General features: G+C 63.5%; 17 protein-coding genes and 1 pseudogene. 11 read left to right on the top strand and 7 right to left on the bottom strand.

What is annotated here, in order from left to right; translation table 11 throughout:
• Positions 1-62: 62 nt before the first annotated feature.
• Positions 63-893, bottom strand: coding sequence for a PhzF family phenazine biosynthesis protein (locus LB515_RS09385; protein WP_224707526.1), 831 nt, complete (start codon positions 891-893; stop codon positions 63-65).
• 225 nt (positions 894-1118) lie between these two features.
• On the opposite strand from LB515_RS09385, the gene dps reads away from it, so the two are divergent.
• Positions 1119-1607: a DNA starvation/stationary phase protection protein Dps gene (dps, locus tag LB515_RS09380; RefSeq protein ID WP_140628686.1), complete on the top strand. Its 489-nt coding sequence runs from the start codon at positions 1119-1121 to the stop codon at positions 1605-1607.
• Between the two features lie 37 nt (positions 1608-1644).
• Here dps and xdhC read toward each other — a convergent pair whose 3' ends face one another.
• The 4 genes from xdhC to uraH are packed head-to-tail and all read right to left on the bottom strand — an operon-like array spanning position 1645 to position 6817.
• Positions 1645-2547, bottom strand: a complete 903-nt coding sequence (gene xdhC / locus LB515_RS09375; protein ID WP_224707525.1) for a xanthine dehydrogenase accessory protein XdhC — start codon at positions 2545-2547, stop codon at positions 1645-1647.
• Between the two features lie 53 nt (positions 2548-2600).
• On the bottom strand, positions 2601-4964 hold the full coding sequence (xdhB, locus tag LB515_RS09370; RefSeq protein WP_224707524.1) for a xanthine dehydrogenase molybdopterin binding subunit: 2364 nt from the start codon (positions 4962-4964) through the stop codon (positions 2601-2603).
• Positions 4964-6439: a xanthine dehydrogenase small subunit gene (xdhA, locus tag LB515_RS09365; RefSeq protein WP_224707523.1), complete on the bottom strand. Its 1476-nt coding sequence runs from the start codon at positions 6437-6439 to the stop codon at positions 4964-4966. Before xdhA ends, xdhB begins: the two co-directional genes overlap by 1 nt.
• 3 nt (positions 6440-6442) lie before the next feature.
• Positions 6443-6817: a hydroxyisourate hydrolase gene (gene uraH, locus LB515_RS09360; RefSeq protein WP_224532603.1), complete on the bottom strand. Its 375-nt coding sequence runs from the start codon at positions 6815-6817 to the stop codon at positions 6443-6445.
• Between the two features lie 169 nt (positions 6818-6986).
• Here uraH and puuE point away from each other — a divergent pair, with 169 nt between their 5' ends.
• From puuE to LB515_RS09340, 4 genes are read left to right on the top strand one after another with little or no spacing between them, the layout of a single operon-like run.
• Positions 6987-8411, top strand: a complete 1425-nt coding sequence (puuE, locus tag LB515_RS09355; RefSeq protein WP_224707522.1) for an allantoinase PuuE — start codon at positions 6987-6989, stop codon at positions 8409-8411.
• Between the two features lie 14 nt (positions 8412-8425).
• Positions 8426-9286 (top strand): bifunctional allantoicase/(S)-ureidoglycine aminohydrolase, encoded by an 861-nt coding sequence (locus LB515_RS09350; protein ID WP_224707521.1) that lies wholly within the window; start codon positions 8426-8428, stop codon positions 9284-9286.
• Positions 9283-9774, top strand: a complete 492-nt coding sequence (locus LB515_RS09345) for an ureidoglycolate lyase (protein ID WP_224707520.1) — start codon at positions 9283-9285, stop codon at positions 9772-9774. The genes LB515_RS09350 and LB515_RS09345 overlap by 4 nt, the downstream gene beginning before the upstream one ends.
• A gap of 15 nt (positions 9775-9789) precedes the next feature.
• The gene (locus tag LB515_RS09340; RefSeq protein WP_224638059.1) at positions 9790-10383 is read left to right on the top strand and encodes a nucleoside deaminase; all 594 of its coding nucleotides are present in this window, start codon (positions 9790-9792) and stop codon (positions 10381-10383) included.
• 10 nt (positions 10384-10393) lie between these two features.
• On the opposite strand, the gene LB515_RS09335 is transcribed toward LB515_RS09340, so the two are convergent.
• On the bottom strand, positions 10394-10705 hold the full coding sequence (locus tag LB515_RS09335) for a BrnA antitoxin family protein (RefSeq protein ID WP_140679043.1): 312 nt from the start codon (positions 10703-10705) through the stop codon (positions 10394-10396).
• Positions 10692-10945, bottom strand: a pseudogene (locus LB515_RS09330) (BrnT family toxin). Before LB515_RS09330 ends, LB515_RS09335 begins: the two are co-directional and overlap by 14 nt.
• 185 nt (positions 10946-11130) lie before the next feature.
• Here LB515_RS09330 and LB515_RS09325 point away from each other — a divergent pair.
• From LB515_RS09325 to LB515_RS09300, 6 genes are all read left to right on the top strand, one after another.
• Positions 11131-13116, top strand: coding sequence for a CocE/NonD family hydrolase (locus LB515_RS09325; RefSeq protein ID WP_224638058.1), 1986 nt, complete (start codon positions 11131-11133; stop codon positions 13114-13116).
• A 148-nt stretch (positions 13117-13264) separates the two neighbouring features.
• Complete coding sequence (locus tag LB515_RS09320) at positions 13265-14851, top strand: ABC transporter substrate-binding protein (protein WP_095769414.1); 1587 nt, start codon at positions 13265-13267, stop codon at positions 14849-14851.
• Positions 14852-14867: 16 nt separating this feature from the next.
• The gene (locus tag LB515_RS09315; RefSeq protein ID WP_095769415.1) at positions 14868-15827 is read left to right on the top strand and encodes an ABC transporter permease; all 960 of its coding nucleotides are present in this window, start codon (positions 14868-14870) and stop codon (positions 15825-15827) included.
• An 11-nt stretch (positions 15828-15838) separates the two neighbouring features.
• Positions 15839-16663 (top strand): ABC transporter permease, encoded by an 825-nt coding sequence (locus tag LB515_RS09310; RefSeq protein WP_224532594.1) that lies wholly within the window; start codon positions 15839-15841, stop codon positions 16661-16663.
• Positions 16663-18318, top strand: coding sequence for an ABC transporter ATP-binding protein (locus LB515_RS09305; protein WP_224638057.1), 1656 nt, complete (start codon positions 16663-16665; stop codon positions 18316-18318). The genes LB515_RS09310 and LB515_RS09305 overlap by 1 nt, the downstream gene beginning before the upstream one ends.
• A gap of 220 nt (positions 18319-18538) precedes the next feature.
• Entirely contained in the window at positions 18539-19378 is an 840-nt protein-coding gene (locus LB515_RS09300; protein WP_224707519.1) for an alkaline phosphatase family protein, read from the top strand.
• Positions 19379-19555: the final 177 nt, after the last annotated feature.

The raw sequence follows: 19555 nt of genomic DNA, 5'->3' as shown, positions 1-19555 counted from the left end.
AATGGCTACGGCGAAAGGCGCCGACCCTAACTGCGGCGCATTTTGTCTGGAATTGCTTCAGATCAGTCCATTAGCCTGGCCGTTCCGGACACCCTGATCGAGCTGCCCGGCGCCGGCGGAATGTCGGCGTGAAGGCGCGAGCGCATGCCCATATCCTCGCCCTGGACGATATCGATCGCGCCGCCATGCGGCCAGCCGAGGTCGCGCAGGTAGCCGGCAAAGGCAGCGGTCGCAGCGCCCGTCGCCGGATCCTCGTAGACGCCGCCGGACGCGAAGGGATTGCGCGTATGAAAGAGGCGTGGCGTCTCGGCATGGGCGAGAAGGATGGTGACCAGGCCTTCGCGCCGCATGAAGGACTGGCCTTGCTTCAAGTCATAGGCCATGGCCGCCAACGCCTGGCGCGACTTCAGCGCCAGCACGAGATGATCGGCGCCGCCATGGATGAGCGCCGGCGGATTGGCGGGATCGAGATCGCCCGGCTCATAGCCAAGCAAGGCGAGCGCTTCGCCGACCAGTTCCGACGATGCGGCCTTGCTGCGCGTCGGTGGCGACTGCAGGGCGGCGGCAAAGTTGGCGCCATCGCGAAAGCCTTCGACGGTGATGCCGGCCTGGTTGAGAATCAGCCTGAAGATGCCGTCTCCGAACTTTCCGACCAGCGCCGCGCCGAGCGCGATCGTGGCATGGCCGCAGAACGGCACTTCCGACTCCGGCGAAAAATAGCGCACGCGCCAGACGTCGCCCTCGGGCGCCGCGAAGGCGGTTTCCGAGAAACCGACATCCGCCGCGACACGCTGCATGTCGGCGACGTCGGGCAGCGTCTCGCCAATCACCACGCCGGCGGGATTGCCGCCGGTGTTCCCGTCCGAAAATGCGGCGATCTTCAATATGTCCATGTTCCTGACCCCGTTATCCGTGAGGCGCAACAAACACGTTTCGCGCCGCTTTGGGAAATGAGGAAAGCAGCAAGCAGCGGTGAGCGCCAGTCACACCTGCAATCGGGGATGGCGCCCCTCGATCCAACGCGGAACGAAATTCTGGTCATCACCGTTCTGACGGTTGGCGGTCGTTCGGGCCGCCTTCAGCTTTCATCATGCGACGCAGCGGGACAGGAGCCGACCATGGACGCCATCGTCACCAAGAACGACCTCAAATCCGATGCCAAGAAGGAATCGATCGATCTGCTCAACGCCAGGCTTGCCGACGCCATCGACCTGGCGCTGATCACCAAGCAGGCGCATTGGAACGTCAAGGGCCCGCAATTCATCGCCATCCACGAGATGCTGGACGAATTCCGCGAGGAGATCGACGGCCATGTCGACATCATCGCCGAGCGCGCCGTGCAGCTCGGCGGCACCGCGCACGGCACCTCGCAGGAAGTGTCGAAGGCGACCAAGCTGAGGCCTTATCCGACCGACATCCACAAGACCAAGGATCATCTGGCGGCGTTGATCGACCGCTATGCCACGGCCGCCAAGCTGACCCGCGAAGCAATCGACGAGGCCGACGACGCCGGCGATCGCGATACGGCGGACATCTTCACCGCCTATTCGCGCTCGCTCGACAAATTGCTGTGGTTCCTCGAGGCGCACACGCAGGAAAAAGAATAGCCAGGCGCTTCCCGGCTTTCACAACATGGCCGGCAGGTTAGCCCGCCATCGTCTTTTCGGGCGCGGCCGAAGCAGCCGGCTGGGCGCCGTGCGACACCAGCGCCGTCATGATCTCTGCGGCGGCGAGCGCTGCAATCACCGGCGGGCGCTTGTCCTTCACCGCATTGCCGCCGATCGGTGAGATGAGCCGGGCGAACTGCGCTTCGCTGCCCTCGGCGGATTTCAGGAACCAGTTCCTGAAGGTCGCCTTCTTGGTCTTCGAGCCGATCATGCCGACATAGGCGCTGTCGTCGCGCTTCAGCGCCTCGGCGACGATCAAGAAATCCAGCGCATGATCATGGGTCAGGATCGCGAAGGCCGATCCCGCCGGCGCCTCGCGCACCACGGCTTCGGGCAACGATGTCAGCCGCGTCTCCACCGTTTCCGGCATGCCTTCCAGCGCCTCGGCGCGGGTCTCGACGACGAAGACATGAATCGGCAGCAGCGCCAGCGAAGCTGCCAATGCCTGACCGACATGGCCGCCGCCGAACAGATAGACATGCGGCAGACGCGCCTCTTCCGATTCAGCGTTGGCGATCAGCTGCTGCTCCAGCGAAGCATCGACGAGGCGGATCGACACCTTCACGCGGCCGCCGCAGCATTGGCCGATCTCCGGCCCGAGCGGAACGTCAAGCGTTGCGCAGATCTCATCGACCTCGGTACGGGCTTCACCGGCCGGAGATCGCGACCGCTGCCCTGCATTCAATACCTGCCGCGCCTTGTCGATCGCCATGTATTCGAGCTGACCGCCGCCGATGGTGCCGAAAATCGACGATGCCGAGACAAGCATGAAGGCACCGGCTTCGCGCGGCGTCGAACCCTTCGTCGCCGCCACTTCAACCAACGCAGCCTGGCCGACCCGGCCGAGGAATTCCTTCAGCTGTTGCGCTTTCGAGTTCATCGTCTGCATTTCCACTTGGGAAATATAGGGTTTTTCGGCCCGAATTGCACGTTTTAAGCCGGCTTCGCGGCTTCCCGCTTCAACCTCTCGATCGCCATCAGCACCCGTTCGGGCGTCGCCGGCGCGTCGAGGCGCGGACAGATCTTGTGATCCGCGACGCTGGCCACCGCGTCCGACAGCGCATGCAGCACCGACATGCCGTGCGGCAGCGGCGGCTCGCCTACAGCCTTGGAGCGGTGGATAGTCGGTTCATAGGCAGACGACCAGTCGGTCAGCTTAACGTTGAAGATCTTCGGACGGTCGGACGCGAGCGGAATCTTGTAAGTCGACGGCGCATGCGTACGCAGCCGGCCGCTGTCGTCCCACCACAGCTCCTCCGTCGTCAGCCAGCCCATGCCCTGGATGAAGCCGCCCTCGACCTGGCCGAGGTCGATAGCCCGGTTCAGCGAACGGCCGGCGTCATGCAGGATATCGGTGCGCTCGACGACATATTCGCCAGTCAGCGTGTCGACCGAGACTTCCGAGCAGGCCGCGCCATAGGCGTAATAGTAGAAGGCATGGCCGCGGCCCTTGCTGCGGTCCCAATGGATCTTCGGCGTCTTGTAGAAACCGGCCGCCGAGAGCTGGATGCGATTGATATAGGCCTGCTTGACCAGATCGTTGAACGCCACTTCCTGGTTGCCGATGCGCACCCGGTTGGGCAGGAACACGACCTGATCGTGCGGCACCTGATACTTGTCGGCGGCGAAATCGGTCAGCCGCTTGCGGATCTGGCGGGCGGCGTCCTGCGCCGCCATGCCGTTGAGGTCGGCGCCGGACGACGCGGCCGTCGGCGAGGTGTTCGGCACCTTGGCGGTGGTGGTGGCGGTGATCTTGACCCGGTCAAGATCGATCTGGAACTCCTCGGCCACGACCTGCGCCACCTTGAGGTGCAGGCCCTGGCCCATCTCGGTGCCGCCATGGTTCATATGGACGGAGCCGTCGGCATAGACATGCACCAGCGCGCCGGCCTGGTTGGCTTCCGTCTTGGTGAAGGAGATGCCGAATTTTACCGGCGTCAGCGCCAGACCACGCTTGATGAAGCGGCTGTTGTTGTTGAAGGCGCTGATCTCGCGGCGTCGCCGCGCATAGCTCGCGCTTTCCTCCAGCTCGGCCACGATGCGCTGGATGATGCAGTCCTGGACCTTTTGATGGTACGGCGTGACGCTGCGCTCGCCGATCGCCTCCATCGGATCGTAGAAATTCAATTTGCGGATCTCGAGCGAGTCCTTGCCGACGGCGAAGGCAACCTCGTCGATGACGCGCTCCGCGCCAACCATGCCCTGTGGGCCGCCGAAGCCGCGAAAGGCGGTGTTGGAGACAGTATTGGTGTAGAGCGGCGCCGATTTCGCATGCACCGCAGGATAGAAATAGGCGTTGTCGCAGTGGAACAGCGCGCGGTCGCCGACCGGACCGGAGAGGTCGGCGGAGAACCCGCAGCGCAACGCATAGGTGAAGTCGACGCCCAGGATATTACCCTCGTCATCGAAGCCGACCTCATAGTCGATGGCGAAGTCATGCCGCTTGCCGGTGGCGGTCATGTCCTCGTCGCGGTCGAGCCGGATTTTCACCGCGCGCTTCAGCTTCTTGGCGGCGATCGCCGCGATGGCCGCGCACTGATTGGCCTGCGTTTCCTTGCCGCCGAAGCCGCCGCCCATGCGGCGCACTTCGACTGTCACCGCATGGCTCGGCACGCCGAGCGCATGGGCAACCAGATGCTGCGTCTCGCTCGGGCCCTGCGTCGAGCAATAGACGACGACCTCGTCGTCCTCGCCGGGGATCGCCAGCGAGACCTGGCCTTCGAGATAGAAATGATCCTGGCCGCCGAGCCACATGCGGTTCTTGATGCGGCGCGGAGCGGCGGCAATCGCCGCGGCGGCATCGCCGCGCTTCAGGATCAACGGCGTGGTGACCTGCTTGTCGTTGACCGGGTCGAGGTTCCAGATGTCGATGACGGCCGGAAGCTCGTCATACTCGATTTTTGCGAAACGCGCCGCGCGGCGCGCTTCCTCACGCGTCTCGGCAACCACGGCGAAGATCGGCTGGCCGTAAAACTCAATCTTGCCCTCGGCGAGCACCGGATCGTCATGCATGTTGCTCGGCGAAACATCGTTCTCGCCGGGCACGTCGGCATAGGTCAGCACATCGACCACGCCCGGCGCCGAACGCACGGCCGACAGGTCGACGCTTTTCAGCGTGCCGTGCGCGATCTTCGACAGGCCGAGGCCAATATGCAGCGTGCCGGCAGGCTCCGGCATGTCGTCGATATAGACGGCGGCGCCGCTGACATGCTTGTGCGCGGAATCGTGCCGCTGGTCGGTGGCGACACCGCCTGCGATCTTTTCCGCCTTGAGATTGGGAGTGGCGTGCTTGTTCATCAGGCGGCCTCGTTGCGCGAGACCTGGAACGGCGCTTTCGTTCCGGTCGTCTCGATATAGAAGCGCAGCAGAAGGTTCTTTGCCGCCAGCGCCCGGTATTCGGCGGTCGCGCGCATGTCGGTCAGCGGCGTGAAGTCGCTGGCGTATTGCGCCATCGCGGCCTCCACTGTCGCTTCACTCCAGGTTTTGCCAATAAGCGCCTTTTCGACTGCCGCGGCGCGCTTCGGCGTCGCCGCCATGCCGCCATAGGCGATGCGGATGTCGGCTACCGCGCCATCCTTGGCCAAGGTCAGGTTGAATGCCCCGAGCGTCGCGGTGATATCCTCGTCGCGGCGCTTGGTAACTTTGTAGACGGCAAACTTCGTGTCCTTTGCCGGCACCGGCACATGCACGGATTCGACGAATTCGCCGGGCTGACGGTCCTGCTTGCCATAGGCGATGAAGAAGGTTTCGAGCGGTATGGTGCGGCGGGCCTCGCCCTTGCGCAGCGTGAGCTGCGCGCCGAGCGCGATCAATGGCGGCGGCATGTCGCCGATCGGCGAGCCGTTGGCGATGTTGCCGCCGATGGTGCCCATGTTGCGCACCTGCTCGCCGCCGATGCGGTCGACGAGCGGCCCCAATGCCGGGACACGCTTCGACAGCGTCTCGAAGGCTTCGGTGTAGGTCACGCCGGCGCCGATGGTGATGACGCCGTCTTTTTCCGAGGTCGTACGCAAGCCGTCGAGGCCGCCGATGAAGATCGCCGGCGAGATGTCGCGCATATGCTTGGTGACCCACAGGCCGACATCGGTCGAGCCGGCGACGATGGTGGCGCCCGGTTCCTTCTCGAGGAAGGCTGCGAAATCGTCGACGCTGGCCGGCACGATCAGCCGCGCCTTGCCCGACCCGATCTCGACCCTGGCGCCATCGCGCAGTGCCTTCAGCCGCGCGGTGATGTCGTCGCGCTCCACGGCCAGCGGATCCTTAGCCGACTTGCCATAGCTCGAAATGGCGTGCGCGGCGCGCATGATCGCCTCATAGCCGGTGCAGCGGCACAGATTGCCCTGCAGAGCCTTTTCGATCGCCGCGTTGGACGGGTCGGGCGTCTTCATCCACAGTCCGTAGAGCGACATAATGAAGCCCGGCGTGCAGAAGCCGCATTGCGAGCCGTGGAAATCGACCATCGCCTGCTGCACCGGATGCAGTTTTTCACCGTCGCCGCGCAGATGCTCCACGGTGACGACATGGGTGCCGTCGAGCGAGCCCACGAAGCGGATGCAGGCATTGACGCTTTCGTAGACGAGACCTTCGGTGGAGAGCTTGCCGACCAGCACCGTGCAGGCGCCGCAATCGCCCTCGGCGCAGCCTTCCTTGGTGCCGCGCAGCGAGCGGTTGAGCCGCAGCCAGTCGAGCAAGGTCGCATCGGGCGCGACGTCTTTCAGCGCCACGTCGCTGCCGTTCAGGATGAAGCGTATTTCGTTGCGGGTTTCAGCCATGTCTCAGCTCCCCCGATAGGTCGAGTAGCCGTAAGGCGAAATCAAGAGCGGGACGTGGTAGTGCCGTGCTTCCGCCATGCCGAAGCGGATCGGCACGATGTCGAGGAAAGCAGGTTGCGGCAGGTCGATCCCCTGGCCGCGCAGATAGTCGCCGGCGGCGAAGACCAGTTCATATTCGCCGGTGCGGAAATCGGCGCCGGCAAGCAGCGGCGCGTCGCAGCGCCCGTCATCGTTGGTGGCGACGGTCTTGAGGTGCGTGCGGCCCTGGCCCTCGATGCGAAAAAGGCCGATCGACAGGCCCTTTGCAGGCCGGCCGGCCGCGGTGTCGAGCACATGGGTCGTCAGGCGCCCGCCATCGGCTTTCGACGTCTCTGCCACTGGCCGCCTCCCATCCCGGTTCAGTTTCAGGTCAATTGTGCGCCAATTAAAGGCTATGCATAAGCCCCGGTCGAGCGGAGCGTGGCAAAAAGCACTTTCAAAAATTTTCGGGGGAATGCATGCACACTCCTTTCGATATCTTCATCTCGACCATCGGGCAGGAGCGGCAATGCGTTACGATCGGGACATGCGCGGTTACGGGGCAAATCCGCCGGATCCGAAATGGCCCGGCGGCGCGCACGTCGCGGTGCAGTTCGTCGTCAACTATGAAGAGGGCGGCGAGAACTGCGTGCTGCATGGCGACAAGGCTTCGGAAGCCTTCCTGTCCGAAATCGTCGGCGCGGCGCCCTGGGTTGGCCAACGCCATTGGAACATGGAATCGATCTATGAATACGGCGCGCGGGCCGGCTTCTGGCGGCTCCACCGGCTGTTCACCGAAGCGCAGGTGCCGGTGACCTGCTATGGCGTCGCCACCGCGCTCGCGCGCTCGCCCGACCAGGTCGCGGCGATGCAGGAGGCCGGCTGGGAAATCGCCTCGCACGGCCTGAAATGGATCGACTATCGCGACCACTCGGCCGAGGACGAGCGGCGCGATCTCGAAGAGACGATCAAGCTGCATTACGAGGTGACCGGCGCGCGGCCGACCGGCTGGTACACCGGCCGCACTTCGGTCAACACGGTACGGCTCGTCGCCGAGGAAGGCGGCTTCGACTACGTCTCCGATACCTATGACGACGAACTGCCCTACTGGTTCGACCGCGACGGGCTGGAGAAGCCGCAGCTCATCATCCCCTACACGCTCGACGCCAATGACATGCGCTTCGCGACGCCGCAGGGCTTCAACTCCGGCGACCAGTTCTTCGCCTATCTGAAGGACAGTTTCGATACGCTCTATGCCGAGGGCAAGGCGGGCAGGCCGCGCATGATGAATATCGGCCTGCATTGCCGGCTGGTCGGCCGTCCCGGACGGGTCGCGGCGCTGAAGCGCTTCGTCGACTATGTGAAATCGCATGACAAGGTGTGGCTGACACGGCGCATCGACATCGCCAAACACTGGCGCGAGACGCACCCCTACGAGGCACCGGCGCTGCGGCCGTCGCGGATGGGGTTCGAGGAATTCGTGCATGCCTTCGGCGGAGTATTTGAGCATTCGCCCTGGATCGCCGAGCGCGCCTACGAACTGGAACTCGGGCCCGCGCATGACAGCGCGGGCGGCCTGCACAATGCGCTCTGCCGCGTCTTCCGCGCGGCAACGGAAGCCCAACGGCTTTCCGTCCTCAACGCTCATCCGGACCTCGCAGGCAAGCTGGCGGCGGCCAAGCGGCTGACGCCGGAGTCGGCCAAGGAGCAGGCCTCCGCCGGGCTCGACGCGTTGACCGACAAGGAGCGCGAGCTGTTCTCGAAACTCAACGCCGCCTATGTCACCACCTTCGGCTTCCCCTTCATCATCGCGGTCAAGGGCAAGACCAAGGACGAAATCCTGGCGGAGTTCGAGGCGCGGATCGGCAACAGCCGCGGCACCGAGTTGGAAACCGCCTGCAAACAGGTCGAGCGCATCGCACTGCTTCGCCTGAAAGACATGCTCCCGCAATAACGCCAGGGATCCCCATGGATATGATCAAGACTGCCGAGCGAACCTATTACGCCCCGCATGGCGGCCATCCCGGCCAGAACGAGCTTCTGACCGGCCGCGCCGTCTTCACCGAGGCCTATGCGGTCATCCCCAGGGGCGTGATGCAGGACATCGTCACCAGCCCACTGCCGTTCTGGGACGAGACGCGGGCCTGGATCATCGCAAGGCCGCTCTCGGGCTTCGCCGAGACGTTCTCGCAATACATTGTCGAAGTTCTGCCTGGGGGCGGCAGCGACCGGCCCGAACTCGACGCCGGCGCCGAGGGTGTGCTGTTCGTCGTCGAGGGCGAGCTCACCGTTTCGCTTGCCGGCAAAAAAAATGTGCTTGCCCCCGGCGGCTTTGCCTTCCTGCCGCCGTCGAGCGGCTGGACGGTGCGCAACGAGAGCGGCACCGCCGTTCGCTTCCACTGGATTCGCAAGGCCTATGAGGCTGTCGACGGCCTCGACGCGCCGGAAGCCTTCTTCTCCAGCGATCAGGACGTTGCGCCAAGCCCGATGCCGGGCACCGAAGGGCGCTGGGCAACGACCCGCTTTGTCGACCCGGCCGACATGCGCCACGACATGCATGTCACCATCGTGACGCTGACGCCGGGCGCGGTCATCCCCTTCGCCGAAACCCATGTCATGGAGCACGGACTCTATGTGTTGGAAGGCAAGGCGGTCTACCGCCTCAACCAGGATTGGGTCGAGGTCGAAGCCGGCGATTTCATGTGGCTGCGCGCCTTCTGCCCACAGGCCTGCTATGCCGGCGGCCCCGGCAATTTCCGCTACCTGCTCTACAAGGACGTCAACAGGCACGCCAGGCTTGCCGGCTATCTTGGGGGCAAGGCACGGTGAGCCGCATCGTCGCCCGACCGCTGACCCGCGAGAACTTCGCGCCCTTCGGCGACGTCATCGACATGGGCGGCGACAACCACTACCCGATCAATGGCGGCAAGGCGATGCGTTATCACGACCTCGCCACCGCCGAGGCCGCAGGCCCGAATGCGCGCGTGCTGATCTCGATGGTGCGCGGCACGCCCTATGAGATGCCGCTCAAGCTCACCATGGTCGAGCGTCATCCGCTCGGCAGCCAGGCCTTCATCCCGCTGTCGCCGCGGCCGTTCCTGGTGGTCGTCTGCCATGACACCAAGGACGGTCCGGGTGAGCCGCATGCCTTTCTCGCCGGCCCCGGACAAGGCATCAACTACCGCCGCAACCTCTGGCACGGCGTGCTGACGCCGATCGGCGAGGAACAGGATTTCCTCATCGTCGACCGGGGCGGCGACGGCTCCAATCTCGAAGAGTTCTATTTCTCGCATCCTTACGAGATCCACCTTCCCTGAAAGCTCGCGATTCCCATGACCGACATTTCGCTGATCGACCGCCTACTCGATGTGATCGAGCACGACATCGTGCCGAAGACGGCGCAAGGCGTCGCCCATGGCAACAAGCTGTTCGGCGCCGCGATCCTGCGGAAAGACGACCGTTCGCTGGTGCTGGCCGAGACCAACAACGAGATGGAAAATCCGCTCTGGCATGGCGAGGTGCACTGCCTGAAGCGCTTCTACGAGATGCCCAAGGCCGAGCGCATCGACACCAAGGATGCGCTGTTCGTCGCCACGCACGAGCCCTGCTCGCTCTGCCTGTCGGCGATCACCTGGACCGGTTTCGACAATTTCTACTACCTCTTCAGCCATGAGGATTCGCGCGACAGTTTTGCCATCCCGCATGATCTGAAAATCCTGAAAGAGGTCTTCACCCTGGATCCGGGCGGCTACAATGCTGAGAACGCCTATTGGAAGAGCTTTTCCATACGCAGGCTGGTCAGGGCTTTGCCCGACGCTGAGCGCAAGCGGCTGGAGGCTCGGATCGGCAGGATTTCGGCGCGCTATGACGAGCTGTCGGAGGCCTATCAGGCAAGCAAGGCCGACAACGACATTCCGCTGAACTGAAGTGTGTAGCCTACCTTACCTTCGCGTTTTTCAGCACTTCATTTATCCGAGCCTGCCAACCCTTGCCGGTCGCCTTGAATTTTCTGACAACGTCCTGGTCGAGGCGGATGGAGACGACTTGCTTTGGTTTCTCCAGGGCGGGTCGGCCACGGGAACGCCTTATGCTCTCGAAAAGTTCCGGGAGCGCTTCCGCGAAAGGCTTGGCTTGTGCCAGCTGTTCGTCGGTCGCCTCCCCGTCCTCGGGATCGGCAGCAATCTGTCTTTGAATTTCGGCTTCCTCGGCATCGGTAAGCCGCCGAATGTGTGACTTAGTGTTGCTCATATACGGACCTTTCCTTTCGGCTGGCATGACGCATCGAGATCACCGAGATCGCTTCGGAACCAAGCGGCTTGAAGATCACGGCGAGAATGATCTCTCCATATTCTCCAATCGCCTTCAGCCGACCGGCTTTGCCGGGAGGACGATTGACGTGGCAAAAAACTCGATATCGAGATCGGCGAAGTCGAGACCCCGGCTTGCGAGATTCGTCACCCGTTTTGGCTCATCCCAAACGATTTTCAGGCGAGATCATCCATTGTGTCTGCGTCGGACCACGTGAATAAACGTAATACATAAATTACCCGGGGGATGCAAGAGGAAGCCGGATAATCGAGGCTGCGTTCGCTAACGACCCAGGTCGCATTTTTTGATGCTCCAGTCGCGAATGGCGATTGAAAGTCGGCGCACCGCGTAGCGTTATGCGCCCCATGAAAACCGTCACCGAATTCCCCCGCAAAGTCGTCGAATTTCCCGATATGGGCATTGTCATGCCGGATGGCTGCCGGCTGTCGGCGCGCGTCTGGATGCCGGAGGACGCGACTGACGATCCGGTGCCGGCGATCCTTGAGCACCTGCCCTACCGCAAGCGCGACGGCACCATCTTTCGCGATCAGCTCACCCATCCCTATTTCGCCGGGCACGGCTACGCCTCGATCCGCGTCGACATGCGCGGCAATGGTGATTCCGAAGGGCTGATGGACGACGAATATTCCGAGCAGGAATTGCAGGACGCCTGCGACGTCATCGCTTGGGCGGCCGCGCAGCCCTGGTGCAACGGCAATGTCGGCATGATGGGCATTTCATGGGGCGGCTTCAACTGCCTGCAGGTGGCGGCGAAGCAGCCGCCGGCGCTGAAGGCGGTGATCAGCCTATGCTCGACGGTCGACCGCTATGCCGACGACATCCACTACAAGGGCGGCTGCCTGCTCTTGGAAAATTTCGGCTGGGCCTCGACGATGCTGTCCTATTCGTCGCGGCCTCCGGATCCGGCGATTGCCGGCGGCAACCGCTGGCGGGATTTGTGGCTTAACCGGCTGGAGAACCAGCCTTTCCTTCTGCCGCTCTGGCTCGGCCACCAGCATCGCGACGCCTATTGGAAACGCGGCTCGATCTGCGAGGATTTTTCGGCTGTTCAGGCGGCCGTGCTGTCGATCGGTGGCTGGCATGACGGCTACCGCAACACGATCTCCAATCTCGTCACCAACATCGAGTCGCCGGTCAAAGGTATCGTCGGTCCCTGGATCCACAAATACCCGCATTACGCCGGGCCCAAGCCGGCGATCGGCTTCCTGCAGGAAGCGCTGCGCTGGTGGGACCGCTGGCTGAAGGGCGCTGAAACCGGCGTCGAGGCCGATCCGGCCTACCGCGCCTACGTGATGGACAGCGTGCGCCCGGCGCGCTGGCATCCCGAGCGGCTGGGCCGCTGGGTGGCCGAGCAGACCTGGCCGTCGGCCAACATCAAGCTTGAGACGATCGAGCTCATCCCCGACGGCGCCAAGCCCGCGATCGTCGCGTCGCCGCAGACCTGCGGACTTGCCGGCGGCGAATATTTTCCCTTCACCTTCGGGCCGGAACTGCCGGGCGACCAACGCCCCGACGACGCGCTGTCGGTTTGTTTCGATCAACCCGAGCTCGGCGAAGCGATCGACATAGTCGGGGCGCCGGAGCTCGATGTCCAGCTTGCCTCCGACCGGCCGCAGGCCAACATCGCGGTGCGGCTCTGCGACGTGCATCCGGACGGCGCCTCGGAGCTGATCTCCTATGGCGTGCTCAATCTCACGCACCGCAACTCGCATGAATTCCCCGAACCGCTGGTTCCCGGGCAGACGGTTTCGGCGCGCGTCGTGCTCGACCAATGCGCCTATCGTGTGCCGGCCGGCCACAAATTGCGCATCGCCGTTTCGACCGCTTATTGGCCGATGATCTGGCCCTCACCGGAACCGGTACGGCTGGATCTCGTCAAGGCGACGCTGAAGCTGCCGCGGCGTCCGCTGGCAAGAGGGGATGAGGTTTCATTCCCTGAGCCGGAAGGCGCGACGCCGTGGGCGACCGAGACGATCAGGCAGCCGAATTCCGAACGCCATGTCGATCGCGACGAGAAGACCGGGCTGGTTAGGCTTTCCATAACCGACGATTTCGGCGAGGTGCGCGACATCGACCATGGGCTGGCCAATGGCAGCATCGTGCGCGAGACATGGACGATCCATCCCGACGACCCGCTGTCGGCCACCGGAGCCACGCATTGGACGCAGACCTTGTCGCGCAATGAATGGTCGGTGCGGACCGAGACTTTTGCCGAGATGCGATCGGACGCCGCAAACTTCATCGTCAGCGCCAGAATCGAAGCCTATGAGGGCGAAAAGCTGATCTTCAAACGCGACTTCGAGCAAGCGATTCCCCGCTCGCTGGTTTGAGTCGGAACAAGATTGGTCCAAATGCGACGTGCGATTTACGCCACCGTATGTCGCATTCGGTCTTGCCTGCCGCTTTCCCTTACGGTCATTATCTCCTCCAATAGCAAGAAACGACCATAAGGTCGGATACCCAGAGTGAGGAACCAGAATGTCCAACGAACTCGACTATCTCAGCCGGCGAGTCGCGGCCGGAAAACTTAGCCGTCGCGATTTTCTCGGTCGCGCCGCGGCGCTCGGCGTCACCGCTACCTTCGCCAACTCGCTGCTCTCCAGCGCCGTGCGCGCTGCCGGCCCGGTCAAGGGCGGCACGCTGAAGGCCGGCCTGGTCGGCGGAGAATCCACCAACAGCCTCGATCCGGCCCTGTTCATGACCCAGGTGCCCTTCGCCTTCGGCAAAATGTGGGGCGAATTGATCGTGGAGCTCTCGCCCGACGGCAAGCTGGAGAACCGCATCGCCGAGGAGATCGGCTCTTCGGACGACGCCAAGGTCTGGACGCTGAAAATCCGCGACGGCATCGAATTCCACAACGGCAAGACGGTTACCGCAGAAGACGTCGCTGCCACGCTCGAGCGTCATTCGGACGAGAAGTCCAAGTCCGGCGCGCTGGGCTACATGAAGGGCATCGACACCATCAAGGTCAACGGCAAGGAAGTGGTGCTGACGCTGAAGGAGCCCAACGCCGACCTCCCCTACCTCCTCAGCGACTATCACCTGATCGTGCAGCCGAACGGCGGCAAGGACAAGGCCGATGCGGGCATCGGCGCCGGTCCGTACAAGGTCAAGGTCAATGAGCCCGGCGTGCGCCATGGCGGCGAACGCTTCGCCAATTACTGGCAGGGCGACAAGATGGGCCACGCCGACCAGATCGAAATCATCGTCATCAACGATGCGACAGCGCGCACGGCGGCCCTGCAGGGCGGCCAGGTCAACATGATCAACCGCGTCGAGCCAAAGATCGTCGATCTGATCAAGCGCGTGCCTGGCGTCACCATCCGCAACCACTCCGGTCCGGGCCACTACGTGTTCATCATGCATTGCAACACGGCGCCGTTCGACAACAACGATCTCAGGATGGCGTTGAAGCTGGCGATCGACCGCGAGGAGATGTTGAAAAAAGTGCTACGCGGCTACGGCTCGCTCGGCAACGATTTCCCGATCAACGCCTCCTACCCGCTATTCACCGAGATCGAGCAGCGCAAGTACGATCCGGACAAGGCCAAATTCCACTACAAGAAGTCCGGCCATGACGGCCCTGTGCTGCTTAGGACCTCAGACGTCGCCTTCCCGGGCGCTGTCGATGCATCCCAGCTTTTCCAGCAGAGCGCCGCAAAGGCCGGCATCAAGATCGAGCTCAAGCGCGAGCCCGGCGACGGCTATTGGAACGAAGTCTGGAACAAGCAGCCCTTCTGCGCCTCCTATTGGGGCGGTCGCTCGACCCAGGACCAGATGTACTCGACCGCCTATCTGTCGACCGCCGATTGGAACGACACGCGTTTCAAGCGCCCGGACTTCGACAAGATGGTGCTGGCCGCGCGCGCCGAACTCGACGAGGCCAAGCGCAAGGCGATCTACCACGACATGGCCGTCATGGTGCGCGACGAAGGCGGCCTGATCCTGCCGATGTTCAATCAGTTCATCGACGCAACAGGCCCCAAGGTGGCTGGCTGGGTGGAGGATCCGCATCAGGAGCTTTGCAACGGCTACGCGCTGGCGAAGTGCTGGCTCGAAGCCTGAGCACGGCCTTGCGGAGATGTCCTCACCCATCGTGAAACTGGTGGCCCAGCGCATTGCGCTGGGCATCCTCCTTCTGCTGGCCGTTTCGGTCCTGATCTTCGCCGGCACGCAGATTCTGCCCGGCGACGTCGCGCAAGCCATCCTTGGACAATCGGCGACCCCGGAGTCGCTGGCCAATCTGCGCGAGCAGCTCGGGCTCAACCAGCCTGCCTATATCCGTTACTTCCACTGGCTGGGCGGCGTGCTGACCGGCGATCTCGGCACCGCCATGTCGAGCGGCCAGGACATCGCGACTTCGATCAAGGAACGGCTGTGGAATACGCTGTTCCTGGCCTTCTGGGCGGCCATCGTGGCTATCCCGCTGGCGATCACGCTTGGGTTGATCGCGGTGCGCTACCGCAATGGCTGGGTCGACAAGCTGATCTCCGGCGTGGCGCTTGCCTCGACCTCCTTCCCGGAGTTCTTCATCGGCTATCTGCTCGTCTTCTACTTCGCAGTCCAGCACCAGTGGTTCCCGGCCATCTCAACCGTCTATGACGGAATGCCTTTGGGTGAGCGCCTGCAGGCTATCGCGCTGCCTGCGGCGGCGCTGACTCTGGTGGTGCTCGCCCATATGATGCGCATGACGCGTGCGGCGATCCTCAACGTCATGCAGTCGGCCTATGTCGAGACGGCGGAACTCAAGGGGCTGTCGGCCGCTGCCGTTATCCGCAAGCATGCCTTCCCGAACGCGATCGCGCCGATCATTAACGTCGTCATGCTCAACCTTGCCTATCTGGTGGTCGGCGTCGTCGTGGTCGAGGTGATCTTTGTCTATCCAGGCATGGGGCAATATCTGGTCGACCACGTCACGAAGCGCGACGTGCCGGTCGTGCAGGCGGTCGGCTTGATCTTCGCCGCCGTCTATATCACCCTCAACATCATCGCAGACATTGCGGCGATCGTCGCCAATCCGCGACTCAGGCATCCGAAGTAGGGGCGGCCGATATGCTCGATATCAGACGCATCCCCCTGCCATCGCTGGTCGGCCTGGTGCTGACCGCGCTGTTCGTGCTGGCGGCAATCTTCGCGCCCTTGATCGCGCCGCACGGCAACGCCGAGATCATCGGCGACGTGTGGGAGCCGATGTCGGCCGCGCACTGGCTGGGCACCGACAATCTCGGCCGCGATCTGTTGTCGCGCATGATCTACGGCGCCCGCATCACGCTGTTCATCGCAGTGCTGGCGACGGCGCTGTCGTTCTCGCTCGGCGCCATTCTCGGCTTTTCGGCGGCGGTATTCGGCGGCTGGTACGACACGATCCTGTCGCGGCTCGTCGACCTCCTCATGTCGATCCCGACGCTGATCATGGGCCTCGTCGTGCTTTCGGTGCTGCCGTCGAACCTAGTGACGCTGATCCTGGTCATGGGCATCCTCGATTCGACCCGCGTCTACCGACTGTCGCGCGCGGTCGCCGTCGACATCAACGTCATGGACTATGTCGAGGCAGCGAAGCTGCGCGGCGAAGGCAGCGGCTGGATCATCTTCCGCGAGATCCTTCCCAATGCGCTGTCGCCGCTGGTCTCGGAACTAGGCCTGCGCTTCATCTATGCCGTGCTGTTCCTGTCGACACTGTCCTTCCTCGGCCTCGGCGTGCAGCCGCCGGATGCCGACTGGGGCGGCATGGTCAAGGAGAACAAGGACGGCATCGTGTTCGGCATTCCGGCGGCGCTCATCCCGGCGGCGGCGATCGCGGCACTGGCGATCTCGGTCAATCTCGTCGCCGACTGGGTGCTCAATCGCACGACGAGCCTGAAGGGAGGACGCGGCTGATGGTTGACGGCAAAGCAAAGTCCGGTCCTCTCCTCGACATCCGCAACCTGCGCATCGAAGCGACGGTCTATCCGCCGGGCGAAGCACCTAGGACCATCACGCTTGTCCACGACGTTTCGCTGACGCTGGAGAAGGGCAAGGTGCTTGGGCTGATCGGCGAGTCCGGCGCCGGCAAGTCGACCATCGGCCTGTCGTCGATGGGCTATGGCCGCGGCGGCGTTCGGATTACCGGCGGCGAGGTCATCCTCAACGGCCGCGACATACTGAAAGGCGGCAAGGAAGGCCTGCGCAAGCTGCGCGGCCGCGAAGTCTGTTATGTCGCCCAGTCGGCTGCGGCGGCCTTCAATCCGGCGCACCGGCTGATGGACCAAGTGGTGGAGGCTACCCTCCTGCACGGCACCGCGACCCGCGCCGAAGCCGAGAAACGCGCCGTCGCCCTGTTCAGGAAGCTCAGCCTGCCCAATCCCGAAACGATCGGCCAACGCTTCCCGCACCAGGTATCGGGCGGCCAGCTGCAGCGCGTGATGACGGCGATGGCGTTGTGCTCGGAGCCGGACCTGATCGTCTTCGACGAGCCGACGACGGCCCTCGACGTGACGACGCAGATCGACGTGCTGTCAGCGATCAAGGATGCCATCCGCGACACCCATGTCGCGGCCCTTTACATCACCCACGATCTAGCCGTCGTGGCACAAGTGTCCGACGAGATCATGGTGCTGCGTCACGGTCGGCTCGTCGAATGGGGCGGCACCCGCCAGATCATCAAGGAGCCGCGCCAGGAATACACCAACGCCCTGGTCTCGGTGCATCAGATCGAACACCAGGAACAGCAGCCGGGCACGACGCCGATGCTATCGGTGAAGAACGTGACGGCCGCCTATGGCGGCGGCCACGTCAAGGTGCTGAAGAACGTTTCGGTCGACATCTTTCCGGGCCAGACGCTGGCCGTGGTCGGCGAGAGCGGTTCCGGCAAATCGACGCTGGCGCGCGCCATCACCGGTCTCTTGCCGCCCGAGAAAGGTAGCGTCGTCTTCGACGGCCGCACGCTTGCCAACAGGCTCGCCGACCGGCCGAAGGAGGACCTTCGCCAGCTGCAGATGATCTACCAGATGGCCGACGTGGCGATGAATCCGCGCCAGACGGTAGGCACCATCATCGGCCGGCCGCTGGAGTTCTATTTCGGCATGAAGGGCCGCGAGCGCGACAAGCGCGTCGCCGAACTGCTCGACGAGATCGAGATGGGCAAGGGCTTCATCGACCGCTATCCGGCCGAGCTTTCCGGCGGCCAGAAGCAGCGCGTCTGCATCGCCCGCTCGCTCGCCGCCAAGCCGAAGCTGATCATCTGCGACGAGGTGACCTCGGCGCTCGATCCGCTGGTCGCCCACGGCATCCTCAAGCTGCTGCTCAACCTGCAGCAGATCGAGGAGGTGGCCTACCTCTTCATCACCCACGACCTCGCGACGGTGAAGTCGATCGCCGATTCGATCGCGGTGATGTATCGCGGCGAGGTGGTGCGCTACGGCTCCAAGAGCAAGGTTCTGACGCCGCCCTTCGACGCCTACACCGACCTTCTGTTGTCCTCCGTTCCCGAAATGGAAATCGGCTGGCTGGAGAAGGCCATCAAGGGCCGGCGCATGGAAAGCGCCGGCAACTGACGCAATTCCCGCAGAACTGTTAAGCGGCTTTCCGCACGGAGTAGCGTCGCCGCCAACACCAAGAAGGTCGGTGGCTGGTGAAGAACCCCGATGGCGAGATGACGGACGGCTACGCGCTCTGCGAGTGCTGGCTGAACGCCTGATATCACGCTATCCAAGGGCGCCGCGTGTCCGCGACACGCGGCGCTCTCGTTTCGAAGAACAATCCCAGGAACGTTCCGTGGCGCTCAAATCCAAACTGCTGCTCATCATCCTCGACGGCGTGCCCTACCGGAACTGGCGCCGGCTGATGGGCAATCTCGAGGGCTGGGCACAATCGGGCGAGGCGCAGGTGTGGAAGATGCGCTCGGTGCTGCCGTCGACGTCCGCCTGCTGCTACGCCTCGATCCACACCGGTGTCACGCCGCAGGTGCACGGCATTCTTTCCAACGAGAACCGCTTTCGCGTCACGCAGCCGGACATTTTTTCGGAAGTGAGCAAGGCCGGCGGCAGGACGGGCGCCGTGACCCATTCCTACTGGTCGGAATTCTTCCGCTCGTATCCGTTCGACCTTATCGAGGACATGGAGTTCGACGAGCCAAGCGGGCCGATCACGCATGGCCGCTTCCACACCATGACCGGCTACAATCTCAAGAATCAGATGACGCCAAGCGATGTCGACCTGTTCGCGACGCTGACGATGCTGACCAAACGCCATCGCATCGACTACGGCATCCTGCACACCTGCACGCTGGATTCGATGGGTCACCGCTTCGGCCATGACTGCCACGAGATGGACCATGCCTGCTACGCGATGGACGGAATGCTCGCCGCCTTCCTGCCGCAATGGCGCGCAGCCGGCTATGAAGTGATCGTGACGGCCGACCATGGCCAGACCGACCGTGGCCACCATGGCGGCCATGATGACGAGATGCAGGATTTCGCGCTCTATTATTTCGGACCTGCGAATGGGCCCGAGGCCGACACGCTGCTCGACCAGCTGCAGCTTGCGCCGACGGTGCTGAGCCGGCTTGGCGTGACGATACCGGAGACGATGAAGGCGAAGGCGTTTTTGGGGTAAGCGCCACCTCTCCCTTCTCCCCCTGTGGGAGAAGGTGGATCGGCGCGCAGCGCCGACACGGATGAGGGGTGTTCCAGCGCAGTGAGACGTCGGCATTCCCTGGAGCACCCCTCATCCGTCGCCTTCGGCGACACCTTCTCCCACAAGGGGAGAAGGGAGAGCGGCCCGACTGGCCAC

The organism is Mesorhizobium sp. CA15, from assembly GCF_020165215.1.
GTDB lineage: Bacteria > Pseudomonadota > Alphaproteobacteria > Rhizobiales > Rhizobiaceae > Mesorhizobium.
Note: the sequence above shows the minus strand (reverse complement) of the source record. Positions and strands in the feature narration are given on the sequence as shown.